The sequence below is a fragment of the Streptomyces hygroscopicus genome, from assembly GCF_026168105.1.
In the GTDB taxonomy this organism is placed as follows: domain Bacteria; phylum Actinomycetota; class Actinomycetes; order Streptomycetales; family Streptomycetaceae; genus Streptomyces; species Streptomyces hygroscopicus_D.
This window is the reverse complement of sequence record NZ_LBMW01000054.1, coordinates 1-23,314: the sequence shown is the minus strand read 5'-3', so window position 1 is coordinate 23,314 and position 23,314 is coordinate 1. Positions and strand designations below refer to the sequence as shown.

General features: G+C 69.8%; 25 protein-coding genes, 1 tRNA gene and 1 pseudogene. 10 read left to right on the top strand and 17 right to left on the bottom strand.

Going from position 1 to position 23,314, the window contains the following annotated elements; translation table 11 throughout:
- Positions 1-44 precede the first annotated feature (44 nt).
- Positions 45-2,531, top strand: a complete 2,487-nt coding sequence (locus AAW14_RS33425; RefSeq protein ID WP_265568188.1) for a transglycosylase domain-containing protein — start codon at positions 45-47, stop codon at positions 2,529-2,531.
- A 93-nt stretch (positions 2,532-2,624) separates the two neighbouring features.
- Here AAW14_RS33425 and bcp read toward each other — a convergent pair whose 3' ends face one another.
- Positions 2,625-3,092, bottom strand: a complete 468-nt coding sequence (gene bcp, locus AAW14_RS33420) for a thioredoxin-dependent thiol peroxidase (RefSeq protein WP_265568187.1) — start codon at positions 3,090-3,092, stop codon at positions 2,625-2,627.
- 164 nt (positions 3,093-3,256) lie between these two features.
- Here bcp and AAW14_RS33415 point away from each other — a divergent pair, with 164 nt between their 5' ends.
- The 3 genes from AAW14_RS33415 (at position 3,257) to AAW14_RS33405 (ending at position 4,319) form a co-directional block, all read left to right on the top strand.
- Complete coding sequence (locus AAW14_RS33415; protein WP_265568186.1) at positions 3,257-3,595, top strand: DUF3618 domain-containing protein; 339 nt, start codon at positions 3,257-3,259, stop codon at positions 3,593-3,595.
- A 43-nt stretch (positions 3,596-3,638) separates the two neighbouring features.
- Complete coding sequence (locus AAW14_RS33410; protein ID WP_265568185.1) at positions 3,639-3,980, top strand: GroES family chaperonin; 342 nt, start codon at positions 3,639-3,641, stop codon at positions 3,978-3,980.
- A 255-nt stretch (positions 3,981-4,235) separates the two neighbouring features.
- A tRNA-Leu gene (locus AAW14_RS33405) sits at positions 4,236-4,319 on the top strand.
- A 52-nt stretch (positions 4,320-4,371) separates the two neighbouring features.
- On the opposite strand, the gene rdgB is transcribed toward AAW14_RS33405, so the two are convergent.
- The 4 genes from rdgB to AAW14_RS33385 form a co-directional block, all read right to left on the bottom strand.
- Entirely contained in the window at positions 4,372-4,974 is a 603-nt protein-coding gene (gene rdgB / locus AAW14_RS33400; RefSeq protein ID WP_265568184.1) for an RdgB/HAM1 family non-canonical purine NTP pyrophosphatase, read from the bottom strand.
- A gap of 131 nt (positions 4,975-5,105) precedes the next feature.
- Positions 5,106-5,504: a hypothetical protein gene (locus AAW14_RS33395; protein WP_265568183.1), complete on the bottom strand. Its 399-nt coding sequence runs from the start codon at positions 5,502-5,504 to the stop codon at positions 5,106-5,108.
- A gap of 177 nt (positions 5,505-5,681) precedes the next feature.
- Positions 5,682-6,413: a ribonuclease PH gene (gene rph, locus AAW14_RS33390; protein ID WP_265568182.1), complete on the bottom strand. Its 732-nt coding sequence runs from the start codon at positions 6,411-6,413 to the stop codon at positions 5,682-5,684.
- A 96-nt stretch (positions 6,414-6,509) separates the two neighbouring features.
- Positions 6,510-6,743 carry a glucose PTS transporter subunit EIIB gene (locus tag AAW14_RS33385; protein ID WP_055495256.1) on the bottom strand — a complete coding sequence of 78 codons (234 nt, stop codon included), beginning with the start codon at positions 6,741-6,743 and terminating at the stop codon, positions 6,510-6,512.
- A 166-nt stretch (positions 6,744-6,909) separates the two neighbouring features.
- Between AAW14_RS33385 and AAW14_RS33380 the strand changes: the two genes are divergently transcribed.
- Together AAW14_RS33380 and AAW14_RS33375 are read left to right on the top strand one after the other, a co-directional pair.
- Complete coding sequence (locus tag AAW14_RS33380) at positions 6,910-8,205, top strand: PTS transporter subunit EIIC (RefSeq protein ID WP_265568181.1); 1,296 nt, start codon at positions 6,910-6,912, stop codon at positions 8,203-8,205.
- A 167-nt stretch (positions 8,206-8,372) separates the two neighbouring features.
- On the top strand, positions 8,373-9,629 hold the full coding sequence (locus AAW14_RS33375; protein WP_265568180.1) for a PTS transporter subunit EIIC: 1,257 nt from the start codon (positions 8,373-8,375) through the stop codon (positions 9,627-9,629).
- A 63-nt stretch (positions 9,630-9,692) separates the two neighbouring features.
- Here the strand turns inward: AAW14_RS33375 and AAW14_RS33370 are convergent, their stop codons facing one another.
- Positions 9,693-10,445: an MBL fold metallo-hydrolase gene (locus AAW14_RS33370; protein ID WP_265568179.1), complete on the bottom strand. Its 753-nt coding sequence runs from the start codon at positions 10,443-10,445 to the stop codon at positions 9,693-9,695.
- A 246-nt stretch (positions 10,446-10,691) separates the two neighbouring features.
- Between AAW14_RS33370 and AAW14_RS33365 the strand changes: the two genes are divergently transcribed.
- A complete protein-coding gene (locus tag AAW14_RS33365) occupies positions 10,692-11,132 on the top strand; it encodes a type II toxin-antitoxin system PemK/MazF family toxin (RefSeq protein WP_265568178.1) in 441 nt (146 codons plus the stop codon).
- A gap of 6 nt (positions 11,133-11,138) precedes the next feature.
- Here AAW14_RS33365 and AAW14_RS33360 read toward each other — a convergent pair whose 3' ends face one another.
- The 9 genes and pseudogenes from AAW14_RS33360 to clpS all read right to left on the bottom strand — a co-directional run bounded on the left by AAW14_RS33360 (position 11,139) and on the right by clpS (position 19,080).
- Positions 11,139-11,681 (bottom strand): hypothetical protein, encoded by a 543-nt coding sequence (locus AAW14_RS33360; protein ID WP_265568177.1) that lies wholly within the window; start codon positions 11,679-11,681, stop codon positions 11,139-11,141.
- 146 nt (positions 11,682-11,827) lie between these two features.
- A complete protein-coding gene (locus AAW14_RS33355; RefSeq protein WP_265568176.1) occupies positions 11,828-13,906 on the bottom strand; it encodes a putative Ig domain-containing protein in 2,079 nt (692 codons plus the stop codon).
- A gap of 355 nt (positions 13,907-14,261) precedes the next feature.
- Positions 14,262-15,212, bottom strand: a complete 951-nt coding sequence (locus tag AAW14_RS33350) for a PLP-dependent cysteine synthase family protein (RefSeq protein ID WP_265568175.1) — start codon at positions 15,210-15,212, stop codon at positions 14,262-14,264.
- Positions 15,213-15,218: 6 nt separating this feature from the next.
- Positions 15,219-15,560: a MoaD/ThiS family protein gene (locus AAW14_RS33345; RefSeq protein ID WP_265568174.1), complete on the bottom strand. Its 342-nt coding sequence runs from the start codon at positions 15,558-15,560 to the stop codon at positions 15,219-15,221.
- A gap of 122 nt (positions 15,561-15,682) precedes the next feature.
- A complete protein-coding gene (locus AAW14_RS39550) occupies positions 15,683-15,778 on the bottom strand; it encodes a putative leader peptide (RefSeq protein ID WP_322741148.1) in 96 nt (31 codons plus the stop codon).
- A 79-nt stretch (positions 15,779-15,857) separates the two neighbouring features.
- Entirely contained in the window at positions 15,858-16,280 is a 423-nt protein-coding gene (locus AAW14_RS33340) for a M67 family metallopeptidase (protein ID WP_265568173.1), read from the bottom strand.
- A 75-nt stretch (positions 16,281-16,355) separates the two neighbouring features.
- A pseudogene (locus AAW14_RS33335) lies at positions 16,356-17,803 on the bottom strand (amino acid permease).
- Positions 17,804-18,145: 342 nt separating this feature from the next.
- Positions 18,146-18,751, bottom strand: coding sequence for a DUF2017 domain-containing protein (locus tag AAW14_RS33330; RefSeq protein WP_265568172.1), 606 nt, complete (start codon positions 18,749-18,751; stop codon positions 18,146-18,148).
- Between the two features lie 11 nt (positions 18,752-18,762).
- Entirely contained in the window at positions 18,763-19,080 is a 318-nt protein-coding gene (clpS, locus tag AAW14_RS33325; RefSeq protein WP_265568171.1) for an ATP-dependent Clp protease adapter ClpS, read from the bottom strand.
- A 126-nt stretch (positions 19,081-19,206) separates the two neighbouring features.
- On the opposite strand from clpS, the gene AAW14_RS33320 reads away from it, so the two are divergent.
- Both AAW14_RS33320 and AAW14_RS33315 read left to right on the top strand, forming a co-directional pair.
- Positions 19,207-20,559 (top strand): nicotinate phosphoribosyltransferase, encoded by a 1,353-nt coding sequence (locus AAW14_RS33320; protein ID WP_265568170.1) that lies wholly within the window; start codon positions 19,207-19,209, stop codon positions 20,557-20,559.
- Between the two features lie 245 nt (positions 20,560-20,804).
- The gene (locus AAW14_RS33315; RefSeq protein ID WP_265568169.1) at positions 20,805-21,389 is read left to right on the top strand and encodes an isochorismatase family protein; all 585 of its coding nucleotides are present in this window, start codon (positions 20,805-20,807) and stop codon (positions 21,387-21,389) included.
- 36 nt (positions 21,390-21,425) lie between these two features.
- Here AAW14_RS33315 and AAW14_RS33310 read toward each other — a convergent pair whose 3' ends face one another.
- Positions 21,426-21,755: a hypothetical protein gene (locus tag AAW14_RS33310; RefSeq protein WP_265568168.1), complete on the bottom strand. Its 330-nt coding sequence runs from the start codon at positions 21,753-21,755 to the stop codon at positions 21,426-21,428.
- Positions 21,756-22,392: 637 nt separating this feature from the next.
- On the opposite strand from AAW14_RS33310, the gene AAW14_RS33305 reads away from it, so the two are divergent.
- The gene (locus AAW14_RS33305; protein ID WP_265568167.1) at positions 22,393-22,680 is read left to right on the top strand and encodes a hypothetical protein; all 288 of its coding nucleotides are present in this window, start codon (positions 22,393-22,395) and stop codon (positions 22,678-22,680) included.
- Between the two features lie 41 nt (positions 22,681-22,721).
- On the opposite strand, the gene AAW14_RS33300 is transcribed toward AAW14_RS33305, so the two are convergent.
- The coding region (locus tag AAW14_RS33300; protein WP_265568166.1) for an RDD family protein at positions 22,722-23,314 on the bottom strand (593 nt) is incomplete at its 5' end.

Genomic DNA, 23,314 nt, shown 5'->3' with positions numbered 1-23,314 from the left:
GGCGTACGGGAACGTACGACGCGAAACGGGAGTCCGGCACCACGATGAGCGACGAGCCGCAGCCGCAGCAGAGCAGCCAGGGCTTGGCATCCAGTCCGCCCCAGCCCGCGGCTTCCGGAGCGGCCCCCTCCGCGGCCTCCGGGGCGCCCTCCGGGGCGGCCTCCGGCGAGGGGCCGGAGCGGCCCGGGCGCACCGGATGGCGCCGGCTGATCCCGACCTGGCGGACGGTGCTGGCCACCTGTGTCACCGGGCTGCTGCTCCTGATCGGCCTCCTCGCGCTGGGCTACTACATGGTCAAGATCCCGGCGGCGAACGCGGCGGCGACCCAGCAGAGCAACGTGTACCTGTACTCGGACGGCAGCGAACTGGCCCGTGTCGGCCCGGTCAACCGCGAGAACGTACAGCTCGCGCAGATCTCCAAGGACACGCAGCACGCGGCGCTCGCCGCCGAGGACCGCGACTTCTACACCGAGTCCGCGGTCGACCCCAAGGCGATGGTCCGCGCCGCCTGGAACACCGCCACCGGCAAGGGCAAGCAGTCCGGCTCGACGATCACCCAGCAGTACGTGAAGAACTACTATCTGGGCCAGGAGCAGACCGTCACCCGCAAGGTGAAGGAGTTCTTCATCGCGATCAAACTCGACCGCGAAAAGAGCAAGAGCGACATCCTCGAGGGCTACCTCAACACCAGCTTCTTCGGCCGCAACGCGTACGGCATCCAGGCCGCCGCACAGGCCTACTACGGCGTCGACGCGAAGAACCTCACGGTCGGCCAGGGCGCGTACCTCGCGGCGCTGCTGAACGCGCCGAGCGAGTACGACGTGATCGCGCACCCCGAGAACAAGGGCGCCGCCCTGGCCCGCTGGAACTACGTCCTCGACGGCATGGTCAAGAAGAACTGGCTGAGCGCGGCGGAGCGGCAGAAGGTCACCTTCCCCGCGCCCAGGCAGCAGGTGGCCGGGAGCGGACTGTCCGGCCAGCGCGGCTACCTGGTCGAGGCGATCAAGGACTACCTCACCACGAACAAGATCATCGACGAGGACACCCTGGCCCGCGGCGGCTACCGCATCACCACCACCCTGCAGAGGTCCAAGCAGGACGCCTTCGTCAAGGCCGTCAACGACCAGCTGACGGCCAGGCTCGACAAGAAGAACAACAAGGTCGACCGGTACGTCCGCGCGGGCGGCGCCGCCGTGGACCCGGCCACCGGCAAGGTCCTCGCGATGTACGGCGGCATCGACTACACCAAGCAGTACGTCAACAACGCGACCCGCCGCGACTATCAAGTCGGCTCCACCTTCAAGCCGTTCGTGTTCACCTCCGCCGTGGAGAACGGGGCCCGGACGCAGGACGGCGTCACGATCACCCCGAACACGATGTACGACGGCACGGACAAGCGCCCGGTGCAGGGCTGGAGCGGCGGCCCGTACGCGCCCGAGAACGAGGACAACAAGTCCTACGGACCGATCACCGTCCGTCAGGCCACGGACAAGTCGGTCAACGCCGTGTACGCGCAGATGGCGGTGGACGTCGGCCCGTCCAAGGTCAAGAAGACCGCGACCGACCTCGGCGTCCCCGCGGACACGCCCGATCTGCAGCCCTACCCGTCGATCGCGCTCGGCACGGCCACCGCGAGCGTGCTCGACATGGCACAGGCGTACGCGACGCTCGCCAACCACGGCAAGCACGGTACGTACACGCTGGTCGAGAAGGTCTCCAAGGAGGGCACGCAGGACATCCAGCTGCCGCAGCAGGGGACCACGCAGGCCGTGAGCCGCGAGGCGGCCGACACGACCACCGCGGTACTGCAGAGCGTGGTGGACAACGGCACCGCGACCAACGCGCAGGCCGCCGGGCGGCCCGCCGCGGGCAAGACGGGCACGGCCGAGGAGGACCAGGCGGCCTGGTTCGCCGGCTACACCCCGGACCTGGCCACGGTGGTCTCGGTGATGGGCCAGGACCCGGACACCGGCAAGCACGAGTCGCTGTACGGCGCGATGGGCCTGCCCCGCATCAACGGCGGCGGCGCGCCCGCGCAGATCTGGGCGCAGTTCACGCAGGCTGCCCTTCAGGACCAGGCGGTCAAGGACTTCGACCTCAGCCTGCAGCCCGGCGCGGACCAGACCGTGGAGCCCAGCACCGGCCCCACGGACCAGCAGCCGGGTACCACGGGCACCCAGGACAACGGCGGCACGACGGGCGACCAGACCACTCAGGGCCAGGACCAGGGCCAGACCCAGGGGCAGGCCAACGGTGGCACGGCCGGGACGGACGGCACGACGGGAACCGGCACCGGCGGCACACCCGGCACCCAAGGCACGACGACCGGAACCACCGGGGGCAGCACCGACACGGGCGGCACGACGGGGACCGGAGGGACGGCCGGCACCGGCGGGACCACGGGCGACGGCGGCACAACCGGAGCGGGGGGCACCACCGGCACGGGAGGCACCACCGGCGCCGGGGGGACGACGACCGGCGCGGGCGGGACCACGGGCGACGGCGGCACAACGGGCGGGACGGGGGCCTGAGCCCCCCGGACCGGGCCGCCGTCGCAGGGCCCCGGCACGGAAAGGCCCGCACCGGATCGAACCGGTGCGGGCCGTTCGCGTCGAGGGCAGGCGTCAGATCTCCAGATCCTTGATGATCTTCGCCACGTGCCCCGTCGCCTTCACGTTGTACAGGGCACGCTCGACCTTGCCCTCCTCGTCCACGATCACCGTGGAGCGGATGACGCCGACGACCGTCTTGCCGTACAGCTTCTTCTCGCCGAACGCGCCGTACGCCTCAAGGGCCTGCTTGTCGGGGTCGGCGAGGAGGGTCACCTTCAGGGACTCCTTCTCGCGGAACTTCGCGAGCTTCTCCGGCTTGTCCGGGGAGATGCCGATGACGTCGTAGCCGGCGCCCGCCAGCAGCTCCAGGTTGTCCGTGAAGTCGCACGCCTGCTTGGTGCAGCCCGGTGTGAGGGCGGCCGGGTAGAAGTACACGATGACCTTACGGCCCTTGTGGTCGGCCAGGGAGACCTCGTTGCCGTCGGCGTCCGGCAGGGTGAAGGCGGGGGCGGTGTCGCCGGGCTGGAGTCGCTCGCTCATCGGTACCTCACGTGGCAAGGGGCGGGTTACCCGACGAGCCTAATCCGCTTCCGGCCGCTCCATAGGGGTGCCGGGCAGTGCGTTCGGCAAGGAGCTGACAGACTGTCGACCACAGATGCAGGAATTGCGCGGAACACGTCGCAAACGACCACGGAGGATGCGCGGTGGCGGACACGTCGAGCACACCGGACACCAGGACTCCGGCGCAGATCGAGGCGGACATCAGGCGCCGCCGCGAAACGCTGGCCGAGACGCTCGACGAGATCGGCGTCCGGGTGCACCCCAAGACGATCGTCGGGGACGCCAAGGCCAAGGTCGTCTCCCAGGTCGACCACACGCTCGGACGCGCCTACGTCGGTGTCAACCGGGCCGTCAGCGAGGTGAAGGGGCAACTGGTCACGGAGGAGGGCGCGCCGCGGCTGGAGCGCGTCGTACCCGTGGCGCTGGTCGTGGTCGGGCTCGTGGGGCTGCTGGCCCTCGGTGCCCGGCGGCGCAAGGGCTGACCCGGTCGCGCGCGAAGCCGTCGAAGGCAGGTAGGTTCAGGGCGTGAGCGAGAAGACCCACCACGACAAGTTGCCGATCCGGATGCTGCACGACCGCGTGCTCGTGCGGCAGGACACCGCCGAGGGCGAGCGCAGGTCCGGCGGGGGCATCCTGATCCCCGCGACCGCGGCCGTCGGCCGGCGCCTCGCCTGGGCCGAGGTCGTCGCGGTCGGGCAGAACGTACGGACCGTGGAGCCGGGCGACCGGGTCCTGTTCGACCCGGAGGACCGGGCCGAGGTCGAGGTGCGCGGAATCGCGTACGTCCTGATGCGCGAACGCGACCTGCACGCCGTGGCGGCGGACCGCTTCGAGGGGTCGGAGGACTCCACGGGCCTGTACCTGTAGATCGACGGGGAACCCGGGAAGAGGGCCGGTGACCACCGTCACCGGCCCCTTTACGTGCTGGAGCGCATGCCGGGACGTCCCGCCCCGCCCATCGGTACGGCGCACGACGCGGCTCACGACGACGTCGTCGCGCCGGGACCGAACTACCGTGCACAGACGGCACCATAGGCCCCCCGCAGACCGCGATGCCCCTCGCGGGGCGACCGGGCCAGCCCGTAGACTGAGGCGCCGCGGTCGAGCACGCCGACCGCGCGAGCGGCCGTGATGGAACTGGCAGTCATGCTGGGTTTAGGTCCCAGTGGGCTCACGCCCGTGTGGGTTCGAATCCCACCGGCCGCACACCGTCGATGAGGGGGTCCACCCGGAGCAGGGATCGGGTGGACCCCCGTCGTCAGCCCAGCAGCTCCCGTACCACCGGTACCAGCGCGCGGAACGCCTTCCCCCGGTGGCTGATCGCGTTCTTCTCCCCGGGGGTCAGTTCCGCGCAGGTGCGCGTCTCGCCCTCCGGCTGGAGGATCGGGTCGTAGCCGAAGCCGTTCGTGCCGGACGGGGCGTGGCGAAGGGTGCCGCGCAGCCGGCCCTCGACCACCCGGTCCGTGCCGTCGGGCAGGGCCAGGGCCGCCGCGCAGGCGAAGTGGGCGCCGCGGTGGGCGTCGTCGATGTCCGCGAGCTGGGCCAGGAGCAGGTCCAGGTTCGCCTTGTCGTCGCCGTGCCGGCCCGCCCAGCGGGCCGAGAAGATGCCCGGGGCGCCGTTCAGCACGTCGACGCACAGGCCCGAGTCGTCGGCGACCGCGGGCAGGCCCGTCGCCTTGGCCAGTGCGTGGGCCTTCAGGAGGGCGTTCTCGGCGAAGGTGACGCCCGTTTCCTTCACGTCGGGGATGTCGGGGTGGGCGTCCGCGCCGACGAGGTCGTGCGGGAGGCCCGCTTCGGCGAGGATCGCCCTCAGTTCGGTGATCTTTCCGGCGTTGCGTGTGGCGAGGATCAGGCGGGTCATGTCCACCAGTATCCGTGGGGCGGCCGTGGCCGCTGCGCCGTACCCCGTCCGTTCATCGGCGTTCCACGGGTCCTGTACGGGTCTCCGGTATGGGTCTGTGTGGATCTCCGATATGGGTCCTGTATGGGCCCCTATGAGGTGCAGACCTTCGTCAGTTCCCCGGCCGCGTCCGTGACCGGGCCGACGTCGGGGGTCCTGTCGCCGTGCCTCATGGCGCCGCGGACGTTGGTGACGGCCTTGCGGAGGCCATCGACCGCCTTGTTGACGTCGACGTTGTCCGTCCTGTCGCCGATCTTGTCGAGGTTCTTCTCGATGGAGTTCAGGGATTCGCTCGTCCGCGTGGGGTCGTTCGCCGCGTTCTCGACGGCCTGCTGGAGTGCGGTGACGTTGTCGGCGATTGCGTCGGCTGTCTGCACGCAGTCGATCGCCTTGTTGACGGCGCCGCAGCCCGCGCCGGCACCCCCGGCGGCGAGTACGGCGACGGCGGCGAACGCAGCGCTGGCAATGCGGCGGCGGTGGCGCGCGACCATGGAACGGTTCCCTCCCCGTGGACGGTGCCGCACGCCCCCTACTGCCGTCGACGCGCCGGGCGGGTCCGGCCCGGTCGGCGCGTCGACGGGCGTACGGGACTGCGGGCGGGCGCGCGGCATTTCCCGTGCGCCCGGCACCGCAACAGTGCGGCCATCCCTGAAAACGCCGAACGGCCCCTAGGCGGTTGCCTCCAGCGCCGCACGCTGCATCGCCGCCAGTTGGTCGCAGCCGGAGACCGCCAGGTCGAGCAGGGCGGTGAGCTCCTTGCGGTCGAAGGGGGTCGCCTCTGCCGTGCCCTGCACCTCCACGAAGCGGCCGTCGCCGGTGCAGACGACGTTCATGTCGGTCTCGGCCCTGACGTCCTCCTCGTAACAGAGGTCGAGCAGTGGTACGCCGTCCACAATGCCCACGGAGACGGCCGAGACCGTGCCGGTCAGCGGCTTCCGTCCCGCCCTCACCAGCTTTTTGCGCTGCGCCCAGGCCACCGCGTCGGCCAGGGCCACGTACGCGCCGGTGATCGCCGCGGTGCGGGTGCCGCCGTCCGCCTGCAGGACGTCGCAGTCGAGGACGATCGTGTTCTCGCCGAGCGCCTTGTAGTCGATGACGGCACGCAGGGAGCGGCCGATGAGCCGGCTGATCTCGTGGGTACGGCCGCCGATCTTTCCCTTGACCGACTCGCGGTCGCCTCGGGTGTTGGTGGAGCGGGGCAGCATGGCGTACTCGGCGGTGACCCAGCCCTCGCCGCTGCCCTTGCGCCAGCGCGGCACCCCCTCGGTGACGGAGGCGGTGCAGAAGACCTTCGTGTCGCCGAAGGAGACGAGGACGGAGCCCTCGGCGTGCTTGCTCCAGCCGCGCTCGATGGTGATCGCGCGGAGCTGTTCAGGGGTGCGGCCGTCGATTCGAGACATGGCGTCGAGCCTAGTCCCCCGTGCGGAAGGGGCCCCTCCCGCGGTGGAAAGGGGCCCCTGGGGGTGAATCCCGGAGGGTGTCCGGGGTTCACGTGTTCACATCATGTCTTCGATTTCCGCGGCGATGGGGTCGGCGTCGGTGCCGATGACGACCTGGATGGCGGTGCCCATCTTCACGACGCCGTGGGCGCCGGCGGCCTTCAGGGCGGCCTCGTCGACCAGCGAGGGGTCGTTGACCTCGGTGCGCAGGCGGGTGATGCAGCCCTCGATCTCGTCGATGTTGTCGATGCCACCGAGCCCGGCGACGATCTTCTCAGCCTTGCTGGCCATGTCTTCTCTCCCTGATCCGAACCGCTTGTCGCAGTAACCCACAGTTGGCCCATCTTCGCGAGCGGTCGTGTCGTGGGTACCGAATGATGGCGTCACGACAGCGGAACCGTCCGCCAACTGGTCTACACCACCGTGCGGGCGGTGGCCAAACGCGCGGAAGGACCCCATGAGTGCCGAGAGCGCCGACAGTTCGGTCAGCCCCGCGCGCCCCCACTGGAACACCCTGTTCCAGGGGCTGCAGAAGATGGGCCGCAGCCTTCAGCTGCCGATCGCCGTGCTGCCGGCCGCGGGCATCCTGAACCGGCTGGGGCAGCCGGACGTGTTCGGCGACCAGGGACTGGGCTGGACCAACGTGTCCAAGGTGATGGCGGGAGCGGGGGGCGCCCTCCTCGACGGTTCCCTCGGCCTTCCCCTTCTCTTCTGTGTCGGCGTGGCCATCGGCATGGCGAGGAAGGCGGACGGTTCGACGGCGCTCGCGGCGGTGGCGGGATTCCTCGTCTACTACAACGTGCTGCGCCAGTTCCCGCAGTGCCCGGGCGGGTCGAAGGTGATCCCGGGCTTCGGGTGCCGGGCGACCGGTGGGACGCTGAGCACCTTCACGTTCCAGAACCCGGGGGTCTTCGGCGGGATCGTGATGGGTCTGCTGACCGCCTTCTTCTGGCAGCGCTACCACCGGACGCGGCTGGTGGACTGGCTGGGCTTCTTCAACGGCCGCCGTCTGGTGCCGATCATCATGTCGTTCGTGGCGATCGTGGTCGCGGCCCTGTGCCTGTGGGTCTGGCCGCCGATCGGGCAGGGGCTGGAGAGCTTCAGCAACTGGCTGACCGCTCTGGGCGCCTGGGGCGCCGGCGTCTTCGGTGTCGCGAACCGCGCGCTGCTGGTGGTGGGCCTGCACCAGTTCCTGAACGTGCCGATCTGGTTCCAGTTCGGCAGCTACACCAAGCCCGACGGCACGGTGGTGCACGGCGACATCAACATGTTTCTGGCGGGCGACCCGAACGCGGGGCAGTTCACGTCCGGCTTCTTCCCGATCATGATGTTCGCGCTGCCCGCCGCCGCGCTGGCGATCACGCACTGCGCCAGGCCGAGCCGCCGCAAGGAGGTGGGCGGCCTGATGCTGTCGGTGGCGCTGACGTCGTTCGTCACGGGCATCACGGAGCCCCTCGAGTACTCGTTCCTGTTCGTCGCGCCCCTGCTGTACGCGGTCCACGCGCTGCTGACGGGGGTGTCGATGGCGGTGACGTGGGGCCTTGGGGTGCACGACGGCTTCAGCTTCTCCGCGGGCCTGATCGACTATGTGATCAACTGGAACCTGGCGACCAAGCCGTGGGCGATCGTCCCGATCGGGTTGTGCTTCGCGGCGGTGTACTACGGGATCTTCCGTTTCACCATCACGGCGTTCGATCTGAAGACGGCGGGGCGTGAGCGGGAGGAGGAGGTCGAGGACGTCACGAAGGCGTGATGCCGCCCTCCGCCCAGGCCCCCGATTCGGGGGCCTTCGACGCCTCCGGGGTCGGTACTGCGCGTAGTGGATCGGTAGCGCGAATCGCGGGTTCCTTATCCGTCCTTCATCTGCTACAACAGGTCTACACCACTGAGTGGTGTAGACCACCACCCGATGGAGGAAGTATGAGCACCGCCACCGCGACATCCTCGGCGGCCCCCGCGAAGAAGCGGGGATCAGGCCTGTTCCAGGGCCTGCAGAAGGTCGGCCGCAGCCTGCAGCTTCCGATCGCGGTGCTGCCGGCGGCGGGCATCCTGCTCCGGCTCGGTCAGCCGGACGTGTTCGGCAAGGACGGCCTCGGCTGGGACAAGGTGGCGTCCGTCTTCGCGACGGCGGGCGGCGCCGTGTTCGACAACCTGGCGCTGCTGTTCTGCGTCGGCGTGGCGATCGGCTTCGCCAAGAAGGCGGACGGCTCCACCGCGCTCGCGGCCCTGGTCGGCTTCCTCGTCTACAGCAATGTGCTGAAGGCGTTCCCGCTGACCGAGCAGCACATAGAAAGCGGCAAGATCGTCGAGGCCACGTACAACAACCCGGGCGTCCTCGGCGGCATCCTCCTCGGTCTGCTGTCCGCCGTGCTGTGGCAGCGGTTCCACCGCACCAGGCTGGTCGACTGGCTGGGCTTCTTCAACGGCCGCCGGCTCGTCCCGATCCTGATGGCCTTCGTCGGCACGCTCGTCGGTGTCTTCTTCGGGCTGGTCTGGAAGCCGATCGGTGACGGCATCTCCGACGTGGGCAAGTGGATCACCGGCCTCGGAGCCGTCGGCGCGGGTCTGTTCGGTCTGGTCAACCGCGCGCTGATCCCGGTCGGCATGCACCAGTTCGTGAACGCGGTCTCCTGGTTCCAGATCGGCGACTACAAGAACTCCGCGGGCGCCATCGTGCACGGCGACCTGAACCGCTTCTTCGCCGGTGACCCGACCGCCGGACAGTTCATGTCGGGCTTCTTCCCGATCATGATGTTCGGTCTGCCGGCCGCCGCCCTCGCCATCGCGCACACCGCCCGCCCCGAGCGCCGCAAGGCCGTCATGGGCCTCATGGTCTCCGTGGCGCTGACCTCCTTCGTGACCGGTGTGACCGAGCCGATCGAGTTCTCGTTCATGTTCATCGCCCCGGTGCTGTACGCGATCCACGCGGTCCTCACCGCCCTGTCCATGGCGGTCACCTGGGCGCTCGGTGTCCACGCCGGCTTCACGTTCTCGGCCGGTGCGATCGACTACCTCCTGAACTGGAACCTCGCCACGAGGCCATGGCTGATCATCCCGATCGGCCTCGTGTTCGGCGCGATCTACTACTTCGTCTTCCGCTTCGCCATCGTCAAGTTCAACCTCACCACGCCGGGCCGTGAGCCCGAGGAGGAGGTCGAGGACCTCACCAAGGCGTAGCCGCGCCCCGTACAGCAAGGCCCCGGAACCCACCGTGGTTCCGGGGCCTTCGTCCGTGTGCGGCTAGATCTCGTACGACGCCCGGGGCGCGGCCAGTTCCACCGGCCCGCTGTAGACGGCGCGGGCGTCCGCCAGGTTGACCTCGGGGTCCGTCCACGGCGGGATGTGGGTGAGGACCAGACGGCGGGCCCCGGCGCGGGCGGCCGCCTCGCCGGCCTCGTGGCCGTTGAGGTGGAGGTCCGGGATGTCCTCCTTGCCGTAGGTGAACGCCGCCTCGCACAGGAAGAGGTCCGTGTCACGGGCAAGTTCGTCCAGGGCCTCGCTCACGCCCGTGTCGCCCGAGTACGTGAGCGAGCTGCCGCCGTGCTCGATGCGGATGCCGTAGGCCTCCACGGGGTGGCGCAGGAGTTCCGTGTGGACGGTGAAGGGGCCGATCTCGAAGGTGCCGGGCTTGACCGTGTGGAAGTCGAAGACCTCGCTCATCGAGGAGGCGGACGGGGTGTCGCCGTAGGCGGTGGTCAGGCGCTGCTCGGTGCCCTCCGGGCCGTAGACCGGGATCGAGTCGGCGCGACCGCCGTCGTGGCGGTAGTAGCGCGCGACGAAGTAGGCGAGCATGTCGATGCAGTGGTCGGCGTGCAGATGGCTGAGGAAGATCGCGTCGAGGTCGTAGAGACCGCAGTGGCGCTGCAGCTCGCCCAGGGCGCCGTTGCCCATGTCGAGGAGCAGCCGGAAGCCGTCGGCCTCGACGAGGTAGCTCGAGCAGGCCGATTCCGCGGACGGAAACGACCCCGAGCAGCCGACGACGGTGAGCTTCATAGAGCTGGAACCTCCGCGTGGCAGAAAGTGCAGAAGGCAGGGACGGGAACGATGACGGGGGTCGTGCGGTCCGTCGAGCGTAAGGCGCAAAAGGGCGGGTCGCTCCTCCGCCAGGGGCCGTTGTGGGGGAACTCACCCGTGGTGTCACCGGTTCGGCTGGAACAAGGGCGCGCGTGGAGCACGGCAGGGCGCACGGGAGTTGCGAAGGGCGGGCAGCTCCGCGGAGGCGCCGGTACCGTCAACCATATGGACACGTCGTGGTGGCTGGCGCTGGCGGCGGTGGTGCTGCTCGCGCTCGTCGCGACGCTGGTGGACGGCTGGGGGCGCGGGCACCGCCGCCGGGCTGCCGCGCGTCCGCCGGGGCGTGCCCGGGAGCATCCGAAGCCGGCGGAGATCTGGTGGGCGAGCGTGCCCTACGGGGACCACCGGCCGGGCGGCAAGGACCGGCCGTGTCTGGTGCTGACGGTGCACGGGGACAGCGCGACCATCGCGAGGATCACGAGCAGGTACCACGACGAGCGGGCCGGTGTGATCCCGCTGCCGCCGGGGACGGTGGCCGATGCCCACGGGCGGCCCAGCTTCCTGGAGACGGACGAGCTGTGGGACGTGCCGCTGTGGGACTTCCGGCGCCGGGTGGGGGTGGTGGACCCGGCGCTGTGGGACCAGGTGCGGTATCTGGCCGGGTAAGGGGCCCTACTGCTTGGTCACCGTCACGGTGATCGTCCACGCCTGGATGCCCAGGCAGGACTTCTGGCCGGGTCGCTTCGCGCACAGGGGGCGGGTCGAGGTGAGCCGTACCGTGCCGGGCGTGACCGCGTCGAACGCGGCGACGGCGTCGCCGGGCTGTACCGCGATGCCGGGGTTGCTGGCCTTCAGCGCGCTGCCCGTGGCGCGGACGGGGGTCCAGGGCCGGTCCTGGGTGCCGTCCAGCGTGAGGCTGATCCGGCCGCCGGTGGTCAGGCAGACGACACGGCCCGTGTCGCCCGCGGTGAGCTGCACGCGGGGTGCGCAGCCCGTGCCGGTCGACGTGGGGGACGACGCGCCCGACGGCGGGACGGACGACGGCTCGGACGGCTTGGCCGACGGCGACCCCGAGGGTGCCCCGGACGCCGGACCCGACGGTGACACCGAGCCGCTGCCGGCCCGGCCGCCCTGGCTGCCGCAGCCTGCGAGGAGGAGCGCCGCCGCGACGGCGACGACGGTGGTGGTGGTCCGCTGGGGGGTGGCACGGCGCATGGGGTGGCCGCCTTTCCTGTTCACTCGTTTCCGGTCCTTGGCCCTTGCCCTGATGTGACGTTTCTCCAGCGCATCAGGATCCCCGCGCGACCGCCACAGGGCCCGGCCGTTTTCACGGCCGGGCCCGGGCACGGGTGGAGCGGATGTCAGCTGGTCGTCAGGGCCGTGTCGTCGACGACGAAGCTGGTCTGCAGCGAGGAGTCCTCCACGCCGCTGAACTTGAGGGTGACCGTGGAGCCCGCGAACGAGGACAGGTCGAAGGACTTCTGGGTGTAGCCGGAGGCGGCGTTCAGGTTCGAGTACGTCGCCAGCGTGGTCGAACCGGCGGTCACCGTCAGCTTGTCGTACTGGGTGCTGGTGGTGGTCTCCGCGGTGTCGATGTGCAGGTAGAAGGTCAGCTTGGCCTTGCAGCCGGACGGGATCGTCACCGACTGGGAGAGCGTGTCGGTGTGGGAGGAGCCGTAGCCGTCCAGCCACGCGTAGTACGAGCCGCCGTGCGCCGCCTCACCGCTGTCGTTGGTGATGACACCGCTGGTGGCGGTCCAGGTGGTGTTGCCCGACTCGAAGCCCGGGTTGCCGAGCAGCTGCGCCCCGGTGCAGGTGCCGCCGGAGGAGCCGACCGTCCAGGTGAAGGAGGCCGAGCCGGACGCGCCGGTGGCGTCCTTCGCGGCGACCGTGGTGCTGTAGGTGCCCGCGGTGGAGGCGGTGCCGGAGATCAGGCCGGTCGAGCTGTTGATCGACAGGCCGGTCGGCAGACCGGTCGCGCTGTAGGTGAGGGTCGCTCCCGCACTGTCCGTCGCATGGATCTGCAGGCTGACCGAGCCGCCGGTCGTGGTGGACTGGTTGCCCGGGTTGGTGACGGTCACGGTGTTGCCGCTGCTGCTGCCGGAGGAGAAGGCGGCCGTGCCGTTGGGGGTGCCCCAGCCGGTCGGGCCGTCGTAACCGGTGCCTGCGGTGCAGAAGTACGAGGTCGAGCAGCTGCCGTTGCTGCCGCTGGTCACGTCGTACAGGTTCGACGTGTGGGAGTAGGGGTACTTCGCCGGGTAGTCGCCGCTGCCCGGGGTGCCCGCGAGGGCGTAGACGCCGGCGATGATCGGGGCGGAGGCGCTGGTGCCGCCGTAGACCGCCCAGCCGGAGCCGCCGTAGGTGTCGTAGACCGCGACGCCCGTGGCCGGGTCGGCGACCGCGGAGACGTCGGCCTCCATGCGCTTGGAGCATCCGCTGTCGGTCTGCCAGCTGGGCTTCGGGTCGTATGCGGAGCAGCCGGATCCGGTGCCCTCGGTGCTGCTGGTGTTCCAGACGGACTCGGTCCAGCCGCGGGAGTTGGAGGCCGTGGTCAGCGCGGTGCCGCCGACGGCGGTCACGTACTGGGAGGTGGCCGGGTACTCGGCGCCGTAGCCGGAGTCGCCCGCCGAGACGGTGATCGCGACGCCAGGGTGCTTGAAGTACTGGGTGTCCTCACCGGTCTGGGCGGAGGACTCGGAGCCGCCCCAGCTGTTGGAGACGAACTTGGCGCCCAGCGTGACCGCTTCGTTCTCGGCGGTGCCGAGGTCGCTGTCCGTCGCCGAGTTGGCCTCGACGAGGATGATGCTGCAGTTGGGGCAGACGGCGCTGACCATGTCGATGTCCAGCGCTTCCTCGCCCGCCCAGCCCGTGTCGTTGGTGGGCAGCGACGTCGTCGAACCGGTCTGGCTGACCTGCTTGAAGCAGCCGTTGGCCTTGGTGCAGGCAGACAGTCCGTACGTCGAGCGGTAGGTGGCCAGGTCCGACTCGGCGTTGGGGTCGTTGTACGCGTCGACCACCGCGACCGTCAGACCGGAGCCGCCGGTCGAGGGCAGGTTGTAGGCGCTGTGCAGATTGGCCGGGCTGAGGCCGGAGGGCGCGGCGGCCGCGAGCGCCGAGGCGAGCCGCTGCCGTATGTCGGTGCGCCGCTGGGCGAAGCAGGAAGCGTGACCGGCGCTCGCCGTGCCGCACAGGTGCTGGGTCGGCACCTTCTGGCCGGCCTTGCCGGTCGCGTGGAAGGTCTGCCGCTGCGGGTCGGTCAGCGCCTTCGCGTTCTGGGTGGTGCGGGTCGCGTGTGAGGACGGCGCGGTGTCGGGGGCGCTCTGCGCCCCGGCGACGGGTGCCGCCATGAGACCGGCGACGGTGAGAGCGAGAGCAGGGACGGTGGCGGTCAGGAGTCTTCGCAGGCTCCTGCGCCGCTTGCTCGGGCGTGACTCACGCATGGGGGTGCTGCCTCTCTCGATTTGAGGCCGGCGCCGCGCAGACCTGGGTGGGGCCGTACGCGGAGCCACAGCCGGAAGTGGGGATTCACGAGCTGGTGACAGGCCGTGACGCGCGTAGCGGCGGTGGGACGCGAGTCATGGACATGACATTGACACCTGGAGCACCCCGCGTGCCGAGTGAGCGTGACATGACGGGGCGCGGGCAGAACCTAGCCCGCGCCGGAGAAGGCGGACAGTGGCGGGGGAAGATCTTTGCCGCTAATTAGCCCGCACTTAGCCCCCTCATTAGCCCGCACCAAACCCCCTCACAGGAGAGGGTTGGCGCGTGGGAGGGGGTTGGCTCGGTGATGAGGGGTTACGCCCAGAGCTGCCCCTTGAGCGTCTCGATCGCCTCTTCCGTCGTGGCCGCCGTGTAGACGCCCGTCGACAGGTACTTCCAACCACCGTCGGCGACGATGAAGACGATGTCGGCGCTGTCGCCCGCCTTGACGGCCTTCCCGCCGACACCGATGGCGGCGTGCAGGGCGGCGCCCGTGGAGACACCCGCGAAGATGCCCTCCTGCTGCAGGAGTTCGCGGGTACGGGTCACCGCGTCGGCCGAGCCGACCGAGAAGCGGGTGGTGAGGACGGAGGCGTCGTACAGCTCCGGCACGAAGCCCTCGTCGAGGTTCCGGAGGCCGTAGACCAGGTCGTCGTAGCGCGGTTCCGCGGCGACGATCTTCACGTCGGGCTTGTTCTCGCGCAGATAGCGGCCCACGCCCATGAGCGTGCCGGTGGTACCGAGGCCGGCCACGAAGTGCGTGATGGAGGGGAGGTCGGCGAGGATCTCGGGCCCGGTCGTCGCATAGTGCGCACCCGCGTTGTCCGGGTTGCCGTACTGGTACAGCATCACCCAGTCCGGGTGCTCGGCCGCCAGCTCCTTGGCGACGCGCACGGCGGTGTTGGAGCCGCCCGCGGCCGGGCTTGAGATGATCTCGGCGCCCCACATGCCCAGCAGGTCACGGCGCTCCTGCGAGGTGTTCTCCGGCATCACGCACACCATGCGGTATCCCTTGAGCTTCGCCGCCATGGCCAGGGAGATGCCGGTGTTGCCCGAGGTGGGCTCCAGGATCGTGCAACCGGGGGTCAGCCGTCCGTCCTTCTCCGCCTGCTCGATCATGTGCAGCGCGGGGCGGTCCTTGACCGAGCCGGTCGGGTTGCGATCCTCCAGCTTGGCCCAGATACGGACGTCGGGGGACGGCGAGAGCCGCGGCAGGCGCACCAGAGGGGTGTTGCCCACCGCGGCGAGCGGAGAGTCGTAACGCATGGAGGATCAGACCGTTCCCGCCCGTAGCCCGGCCGCCGCCCCGGCCGGACGCGGCTTCGCCGCCGCAGAACCGCCTGCCACGGCCGGCAGGATCGTCACGTTGTCGCCGTCGGCGACCTTGGTGTTGATGCCGTCGAGGAAGCGGACGTCCTCGTCGTTCAGGTAGACGTTCACGAAGCGGCGCAGTTCGCCGCCGGCGGCCTCGTCCACGATGCGGGCCTGGATGCCCGCGTGGCGGGTGTCCAGGTCGGCGAACAGCTCGGCGAGGGTCTCCCCACTGCCCTCGACCGCCTTCTGGCCGTCGGTGTACTGGCGGAGGATGGTGGGGATGCGGACCTCGATGGCCATGGCTTTGGGCTCCTGTCGGGAGAAGTCAGGTCGGTAGGCGCGCGGCGGCGCGGAGAACATCAACTACGCCGGTTGCCCGGCTGCGGGGCCGCGGCTCACGGCCGTACGGTGGCAGGGCAGCGTCAACAGATGGCGCTGTTCAGCCTGCACAGGTCGACGTGCAGCCGCGCCACGAGCAGCATGCCCGGCGTCTTGTCGCTCACGTCGTGGAGAACCATGGGGTCATCGTATCGATTCCCGGTCCGGGTCCTGGCATGTGATCTCGCCCTTCGGACTGAATTCATCCACGGTACGAGATCAGTAACTCTCCACCACCTCGACCTCCTCCTCCGTCACCTCGCCCGCCACGATCCGGAACGATCGGAACTGGAACGGACCCGCCTCGTCCGTGTCCGCCGTCGACACCAGGACGTAGTGCGCGCCCGGCTCGTTGGCGTACGAGATGTCCGTGCGGGACGGGTACGCCTCGGTCGCGGTGTGGGAGTGGTAGATGACCACCGGCTCCTCGTCACGGTCGTCCATCTCCCGGTACAGCTTCAGCAGATCACCGGAGTCGAACTCGTAGAACGTGGGCGAGCGGGCCGCGTTCAGCATCGGGATGAAGCGCTCGGGGCGGCCGGAGCCCACCGGGCCCGCGACCACGCCGCACGCCTCGTCGGGGTGGTCCTGGCGGGCGTGGGCGACGATCCGGTCGTACAGGGCCTGGGTGATGGTCAGCATGCCGGCCAGCATAAGCAGAAGGGCCGCTCCGTACCGAAGGGTGGTACGGAACGGCCCACATGGTGAGCTACCGGGTCAGCCGACCCTCTCGAGCTCCGGCTCGCGCCGTTCGGCGACGTGCGGGTTGCGCGCCTTCAGCGCGGCCCAGCCGATGGCGAGCGCCGCCGCCCACACGCCCATCACGTACAGGCAGATGCGGGAGTCGGCGTCGTACGCGATCAGGCCGGTGACGAAGAGCAGGAACGCGATCGCGATCCAGCTGCACACCGCGCCGCCCGGCGCCGGGAAGGCGGAGGCGCGGAGCCGGCCGGCGTCGACCGCGCGGCGGTAGAGGACGTGGCTGATCAGGATCATCAGCCAGGTCCAGATGCCGGCCGCGGTCGCCACCGAGGTGACGTAGCCGAAGGCCTTCTCCGGGACGATGTAGTTCAGGATCACGCCGATGCCCATGAAGGCGACCGAGACGGTGATGCCGAGAGCCGGGGTCCTCGACGCCGACAGCTTGCTGAAGGCCCGCGGGGCCTCGCCGTTGTCCGCGAGGGTGCGGAGCATGCGGCCCGTGGAGTACATGCCGGAGTTGCAGGAGGACAGGGCCGCGGTCAGCACCACGAAGTTGACGATGCCGGCGCCGGCCGGGATGCCGATCTTCGCGAAGGCCTCGACGAAGGGACTCACGCCGGGCGCGAACTCGGTCCACTTCACCACGCAGAGGATGACGGTGAGTGCGCCGACGTAGAAGAGCGCGATACGCCAGGGCAGGGTGTTGATCGCCTTGGGGAGGGTCTTCTCGGGGTCCTCCGACTCACCGGCCGTCACACCGACGAGCTCGACGGCGAGGTAGGCGAACATGACGCCCTGCAGCGTCATCAGCGAGGAGCCGATGCCGTTCGGGAAGATGCCGTGGAACTGCCAGAGGTTGGAGACGGAAGCGGTGGGACCTGCGGCGCTGAAGCCGAAGGTGAGCACGCCGAGACCGATCACGATCATGCCGACCAGCGCGGTGACCTTGACCATCGAGAACCAGAACTCGATCTCACCGAACAGCTTCACCGAGATCAGGTTGGCCACGAACAGGACCACCAGGAAGACCAGCGCCGTCACCCACTGCGGGATGGACGGGAACCAGTAGTGGACGTAGATGCGGCGGCGGTCAGCTCGGCCATGCCGGTCACCACCCACATCAGCCAGTACGTCCAGGCGGTGAAGTAACCGAAGAACGGGCCGAGGAACTCGCGGGAGTACTCGGCGAAGGAGCCCGAGACCGGGCGGTACAGGAGCAGCTCGCCGAGCGCCCGCATGATGAAGAAGATGATCACGCCCGCGAGGGCGTACATGAAGATCAGACTGGGCCCGGCCTTGGCGATGTTCGCCCCGGCACCCAGGAAGAGGCCGACGCCGATGGCGCCGCCGATCGCGATCATCTGGACCTGACGGCTGCCGAGCCCGCGCTCGTACCCCTCCTCGGGGGCGTCGCCCACGGCCTCACTGCCGTCGTACTGCTTACCGACCTGCGATGAGGTCATGTATGTGCGCCTTTCTCCACGCCGATCCGAGCCAGTCCCATGGCTTCGGACCGGGTTCCGATCCCCCCGGATGTGATGGAGCTGTGCCAGGCCGACGGTCCGTCGGCTCGGTGGCGCACCCGACCGGAACATGGGTGGTGTCCGTCGGGCGGTCGTGAAGATTTATCACGCCCGCAACACTGATCGGCTGTGCGTCTTGTGACGCACAGCACAGGAAAAACCGGACAAAGATGCACCTCAATGGATATTGGCGGCCGCAACGGTGACAGGATCGTTATCCGGATTTGAGCATCCGCTGAGCGAACGCCGAAGGGCCGCCGGACCGCGGTCGATTGCCGCGGATCAGGGCATAAGGGTGGTGACGAGGGTTTCCTGGAGACCGCCGAGCCACAGATAGGCCATCACCATCGGCTTGCGCGGATCCTCGTCGGGCAGCCGGTAGAGCTCGTCGGTGTCGTCCTCGTCGGCGACCTCGAGACGCGAGCCGATCGCCAGGCGCAGGTCGTTGAGGGCGCCGAGCCACTGCCCGGACTCCTCGCGCGACAGCTTGAGCACCCCTCCCTCCTCACTCACCGAGGTCAGCGCGTCCAGCGAGCGGATCACCGCGAGGGCGTTGTCGCGTTTGCGTGCGCGCAGGTCGTTCTCGGTGAAGCGACGGAACTCGGCGGAGTGGGCACGCTGTTCCTCCGCTTCCTGCGCCGAGGCGTGTTCACCGCCGGGTCCGCTGTACGCGTCCGGGAACAGCCGGCGCAGCACCGGGTCGGCGGGCGGCTCGCTGGGGCCCTCCGCGAACAGCTCGGCGAGCGGGTCGTCGGGGGCGTTCTCCGCGGGGCCCGGGCCGATGAGTTCCAGCAGCTGTACGGCCAGCGACCGGATGATGGAGATCTCGACGTCGTCGAGCGCGACGGCCGCGCCGCCGCCGGGGAGCGGTTCGAAGTGTCCTGGCATCAGGGATGTCGTTACTTCCGGTCCTGCTGGAGGGTGGCCCACAAACCGTAACCGTGCATGGCCTGAACGTCGCGTTCCATCTCCTCGCGGGTACCGCTGGAGACGATGGCCCGGCCCTTGTGGTGGACATCGAGCATGAGCTTGGTCGCCTTGTCCTTGGAATAACCGAAGTACGCCTGGAAGACGTATGTCACATAGCTCATCAGGTTGACCGGGTCGTTGTGGACGATCGTCACCCAGGGGACGTCCGGCTCGGGTACGGCGAACGCTTCCTCCGCCGATTCGGTCTGTTCGATCTCTAGGGGTGCGGGAGCCGTCACACGGCCCATGCTGCCACCACACCCGGGGGCTCGCACAAACCAGCCACGCGATCACCTGTACAAATCGTCAGACTGACGAGATGCGGGTACGATCGGCAGTCACCGTCCGAGGAGTCACGTGTGAGGAGAGCTTTGGTGGGCGTAGCGGACCTTGGGCTGCCGGTGGACGTGCCCTCGACGGCGCTCTTCACCGACCACTACGAGCTGACGATGCTGCAGGCCGCTCTCAGGGCGGGCACCGCCGGGCGGCGCTCCGTCTTCGAGGTCTTCACCCGGCGGCTGCCCGACGGCCGCCGCTACGGCGTCGTGGCCGGCACCGGACGCGTCCTGGACGCGGTCGAGAACTTCCGCGTCGACGAGGGGGTCCTCGGCTTCCTGCGGGAGCGCCGGATCGTCGACCAGGAGACCCTGGACTGGCTCGCCGACTACCGCTTCAACGGCGACATCTGGGGCTACCCGGAGGGCGAGGTGTATTTCCCCGGCTCACCGATCATGCGGGTCGAGGGCTCCTTCGCGGAGAGCGTGCTCCTGGAGACGGTGATCCTTTCGATCCTCAACCACGACTCCGCTGTCGCGGCCGCCGCCTCCCGCATGTCCTCCGCCGCCGACGGCCGGGGCCTGATCGAGATGGGCGCCCGGCGCACCCATGAACTGGCCGCCGTGGCCGCCGCGCGCGCCGCGTACATCGGCGGCTTCACCACGACCTCCGACCTGGCCGCCGGTTTCCGGTACGACATCCCCACGGTCGGCACGTCGGCCCACGCCTTCACGCTCCTGCACGACAGCGAGCGGGACGCCTTCCGGGCCCAGGTCGAGTCGCTGGGCCGGGGCACCACGCTGCTGGTGGACACGTTCGACGTCGCGGAGGCGGTCCGGGTGGCGGTCGACATCGCCGGGCCGGAGCTGGGCGCCGTCCGCATCGACTCCGGCGATCTGCTGCTGGTCGCGCACCGGGTGCGGCAGCAGCTCGACGAGCTGGGCGCGACCCGGACGAAGATCGTCGTCACATCGGACCTGGACGAGTACGCCATCGCCTCGCTACGGGCGGCGCCCGTGGACGCATACGGCGTCGGCACCCAGCTGGTGACGGGATCCGGCCATCCGACCTGCTCGATGGTCTACAAGCTGGTGGCGCGCGCCGAGTCGGCGGACCCGAAGGCCCGCCTGATGCCGGTGGCGAAGAAATCGGTCGGCGGCAAGACGTCCATCGGCGGGCGCAAGTGGGCGGCGCGGCGACTGGACGAGCACGGGGTGGCGGAGGCCGAGGTCGTCGGAACCGGACCGGTGCCGGAGGAGCTGGCGGACCGGCAGCTGCTGGTCCAACTGGTCAAGGGCGGCGAGGTGGTGGCGCGGGAGCCGCTGGACGTCGCACGCGACCGGCACGCCGCCGCACGCGCCAATCTGCCGCTGTCGGCGACGCAGCTGTCACGCGGGGAACCCGTGATTCCGACGGAGTACATGACCGGACGCGCGACGGAGCGCGGGTGACCCCTCGGTCACCGGGCCGCACGACATGGGGGTGGAGGCGGGGTGCGGCTTCGGCCTCCCCTCACGGGCCGGCGCATGAACGGGCGGCCGGTGGGAATGCAACGGCAGCGCACCCACACACCCGACCGACCACCCCATGCCCCCTCCCGTCCGGCCGCGGAAGTCTCTAGGCTCGGTAGTTCGTACAGACGGCCGGGCCAGCACCCCTCAACTCCGTACCACCGCCAAGCCGAAGGACACCGACCATGCGCCGCGCCTTGATCGTCGTAGACGTGCAGAACGACTTCTGTGAAGGCGGCAGCCTCGCGGTGGCCGGAGGTGCCGATGTGGCCGCCGCGATCACCGAGCTGATCGGGCAGGCCCCCGCCGGCTACCGCCATGTCGTCGCCACGCGTGACCACCACATCGCCCCGGGCGGGCACTTCGCGGACGACCCCGACTTCGTCCACTCCTGGCCCGCACACTGTGTCGCGGGCACGGAGGGAGTCGGCTTCCATCCGAACTTCGCTCCGGCAGTCGCCTCCGGCGCGATCGACGCCGTGTTCGACAAGGGGGCCTACGCGGCGGCGTACAGCGGGTTCGAGGGGGCCGACGAGAACGGGGTGTCGCTCGGCGACTGGCTGCAGGCCCGGGAGATCGACGAGGTGGACGTCGTGGGCATCGCCACGGACCACTGCGTGCGCGCAACCGCCCTGGACGCCGTACGCCAGGGCTTCCGGACGCAGATTCTGCTGGACCTCACGGCCGGGGTCTCGGAGGAGACCACGGAGCGCGCGCTGGAAGAGCTCCGGGAGGCCGGGGTGGAACTGTCCGGCAAGCCGGTGGTGTGACGCCGTCGTCCCTGGCCCGGTCCCTGGCCCCGGCTCCTACGAGTGGGCCGTCCGCTGCCTCAGGAGCGCTCTGATCGGATGCCACAGCTCCTGGGAGAGCTCCGTTGCGTTCTCCGGGGCCGTGCGCCATATCAGGCCGTCGGGGTGGTGGAGCACCGCCGTGACCTCGTCGGGGGTGGGCGGGGCCGCGTTGCCTCGGAGATAGACCGCGCGCAGACCCAGGTTGCGCAGACGCGTCAGGGCGCGGGCACGGTTCTGGGCGAGGACCAGCACCCGGACCGAACCGCTGCCGGAACCCGGGCTGGGCAGGTTCAGTGCCACAACCACACTGCCGTTCGGCAGCTTGCAGAAACCTCCTGCGGCCATACGCGTCACACCCCCGTGAGACCTGATGTCAATAAGAGAGCCACAGGACGCACCTAAACACGATCGGCCGCGACCCGCCAGAGGGCTCTGGCCGATCATGCCCTGACCTGCGAAGACATTGTTCCGTTTGTGACCAGCGCCACTACCGGCGTGATCGTTCGTGGGACTTGTGCGCCGACGGCGGCCACGCCACTGTCAATACGCGGGCGTTCGGAGGCGGGTATCGGCGTCCGGCACGGAAGCCGGCGTCCGGCACGGCGGCCGTCCGCCGACCCCGACCGGTCGACCGGCCCGTCGCCATCCTTCTCACCGGGGCGGGGTGTTCGCTATGCGAACGGCATAGTCGCATGTCAACCGGCGCGCAGGCCTGTCCAGCTGGTGGACTGCATGACTCCGTGCGCCCCTTATGCTTCGGCACCGTGGGTTAGGTCACGCTTACCGGCCGTTCCACTCGGGCATGAGGGCGAATAGAGTCGGCAGGCGGAGCGTCGGAATGGCGACGGATTGCCCTGTCGACACCGTTGTCACCCCACGATTCTTGGTTACACCCCAAGTGCCCCGTATTCCACCGCCGTTGTCCGCGCCCTCCCCCATCGCGAGAGGCACCGGGGGGAGGCTCCCACCCCGAGGAATGGCCATGCCTCGTCCGAACGCCGCACAGCTCGCCTACGGTTCCTGCACCGTGATCTTCTCCACCCTCGCCATGCTGTTGCTGTCACAGACGAGTTCGGGCCTGGGGATTGCCGTGATCGCCCTCGCGGCGCTCGCGCTCGGGCTGCTCGTCGCCGTGACCGTCCCCCTGCCGAAGTCCGCGTCGGCCGCCGGGCGTCCCGCGGGCCGACGGCAGACTCCGGCCGGTCACGGGACGGCGGCGGCCGTCCGATCCGCCAACGCCAAGTCGGTGCACGAGCCGGCAAACCCCTGAACCGAGCGCGCAGCAGCACTTGCCGCACGCCTCTGCGCGGCTCAGCCCTCCGGCACCGTGACGACCTCCACCGTCTTGGCCGCCTTGTCGTGCAGGCCCTGCTTGTAGGGCTTGTCGAAGAAGCTCCAGCCGCCGCAGATCGCGGTCCAGATGCAGGCGCAGCAGAACGCGAACGGGAGCCACAGCACCGCCGCCCGGATCAGCGAGGTCGCCACGGACGGGGTCGCGCCGTTGTCGAGGTTGGCCACCCGCATGTTCAGCAGCTTCTTACCGATCGTCTGCCCCGACCTGGAGATCAGGACGGTGTCGTAGGCGACGTAGAGCACGGCCGCGATCACGGACTGGCCGAAGGACCTGCCGAACTGGGCCCTCTGCGCGTCGACGCTGTACTGGGTGGTGTGGAACGCCCAGGACAGCAGCCAGACGGCCACCCCGACGATGATCATGTCGATGATGCGGGCGAGGACGCGCTTGCCGCTGTCGGCGAGCGGGGGCATTCCCGCGAGCGGGTCCGTACCGCCGTACGGGTCGTACGGTCCGCCACCGCCGTAGGGACCCCCGCCGGGTGGCGGGGCCCCGTAGGGCGGCTCGCCACCGGGTGGGGGCTGGCCACCGGGTGGGGGCTGGCCACCGG

What these genes read in the sequence shown, in the direction of transcription:
- AAW14_RS33375 (WP_265568180.1), top strand. Translation starts at nt 8,373, where the DNA reads ATGAGCACCGCCACCGCGACATCCTCGGCGGCCCCCGCGAAGAAGCGG.
- clpS (WP_265568171.1), bottom strand. Translation starts at nt 19,080, where the DNA reads ATGGGCCGTGTGACGGCTCCCGCACCCCTAGAGATCGAACAGACCGAA.
- AAW14_RS33310 (WP_265568168.1), bottom strand. Translation starts at nt 21,755, where the DNA reads ATGGCCGCAGGAGGTTTCTGCAAGCTGCCGAACGGCAGTGTGGTTGTG.
- AAW14_RS33370 (WP_265568179.1), bottom strand. Translation starts at nt 10,445, where the DNA reads ATGAAGCTCACCGTCGTCGGCTGCTCGGGGTCGTTTCCGTCCGCGGAA.
- AAW14_RS33340 (WP_265568173.1), bottom strand. Translation starts at nt 16,280, where the DNA reads ATGCTGACCATCACCCAGGCCCTGTACGACCGGATCGTCGCCCACGCC.
- AAW14_RS33395 (WP_265568183.1), bottom strand. Translation starts at nt 5,504, where the DNA reads ATGGTCGCGCGCCACCGCCGCCGCATTGCCAGCGCTGCGTTCGCCGCC.
- AAW14_RS33315 (WP_265568169.1), top strand. Translation starts at nt 20,805, where the DNA reads ATGCGCCGCGCCTTGATCGTCGTAGACGTGCAGAACGACTTCTGTGAA.
- AAW14_RS33355 (WP_265568176.1), bottom strand. Translation starts at nt 13,906, where the DNA reads ATGCGTGAGTCACGCCCGAGCAAGCGGCGCAGGAGCCTGCGAAGACTC.
- AAW14_RS33360 (WP_265568177.1), bottom strand. Translation starts at nt 11,681, where the DNA reads ATGCGCCGTGCCACCCCCCAGCGGACCACCACCACCGTCGTCGCCGTC.
- rph (WP_265568182.1), bottom strand. Translation starts at nt 6,413, where the DNA reads ATGTCTCGAATCGACGGCCGCACCCCTGAACAGCTCCGCGCGATCACC.
- AAW14_RS39550 (WP_322741148.1), bottom strand. Translation starts at nt 15,778, where the DNA reads ATGGTTCTCCACGACGTGAGCGACAAGACGCCGGGCATGCTGCTCGTG.
- AAW14_RS33305 (WP_265568167.1), top strand. Translation starts at nt 22,393, where the DNA reads ATGCCTCGTCCGAACGCCGCACAGCTCGCCTACGGTTCCTGCACCGTG.
- AAW14_RS33385 (WP_055495256.1), bottom strand. Translation starts at nt 6,743, where the DNA reads ATGGCCAGCAAGGCTGAGAAGATCGTCGCCGGGCTCGGTGGCATCGAC.
- rdgB (WP_265568184.1), bottom strand. Translation starts at nt 4,974, where the DNA reads ATGACCCGCCTGATCCTCGCCACACGCAACGCCGGAAAGATCACCGAA.
- AAW14_RS33350 (WP_265568175.1), bottom strand. Translation starts at nt 15,212, where the DNA reads ATGCGTTACGACTCTCCGCTCGCCGCGGTGGGCAACACCCCTCTGGTG.
- AAW14_RS33330 (WP_265568172.1), bottom strand. Translation starts at nt 18,751, where the DNA reads ATGCCAGGACACTTCGAACCGCTCCCCGGCGGCGGCGCGGCCGTCGCG.
- AAW14_RS33365 (WP_265568178.1), top strand. Translation starts at nt 10,692, where the DNA reads ATGGACACGTCGTGGTGGCTGGCGCTGGCGGCGGTGGTGCTGCTCGCG.
- AAW14_RS33380 (WP_265568181.1), top strand. Translation starts at nt 6,910, where the DNA reads ATGAGTGCCGAGAGCGCCGACAGTTCGGTCAGCCCCGCGCGCCCCCAC.
- AAW14_RS33345 (WP_265568174.1), bottom strand. Translation starts at nt 15,560, where the DNA reads ATGGCCATCGAGGTCCGCATCCCCACCATCCTCCGCCAGTACACCGAC.
- AAW14_RS33425 (WP_265568188.1), top strand. Translation starts at nt 45, where the DNA reads ATGAGCGACGAGCCGCAGCCGCAGCAGAGCAGCCAGGGCTTGGCATCC.
- bcp (WP_265568187.1), bottom strand. Translation starts at nt 3,092, where the DNA reads ATGAGCGAGCGACTCCAGCCCGGCGACACCGCCCCCGCCTTCACCCTG.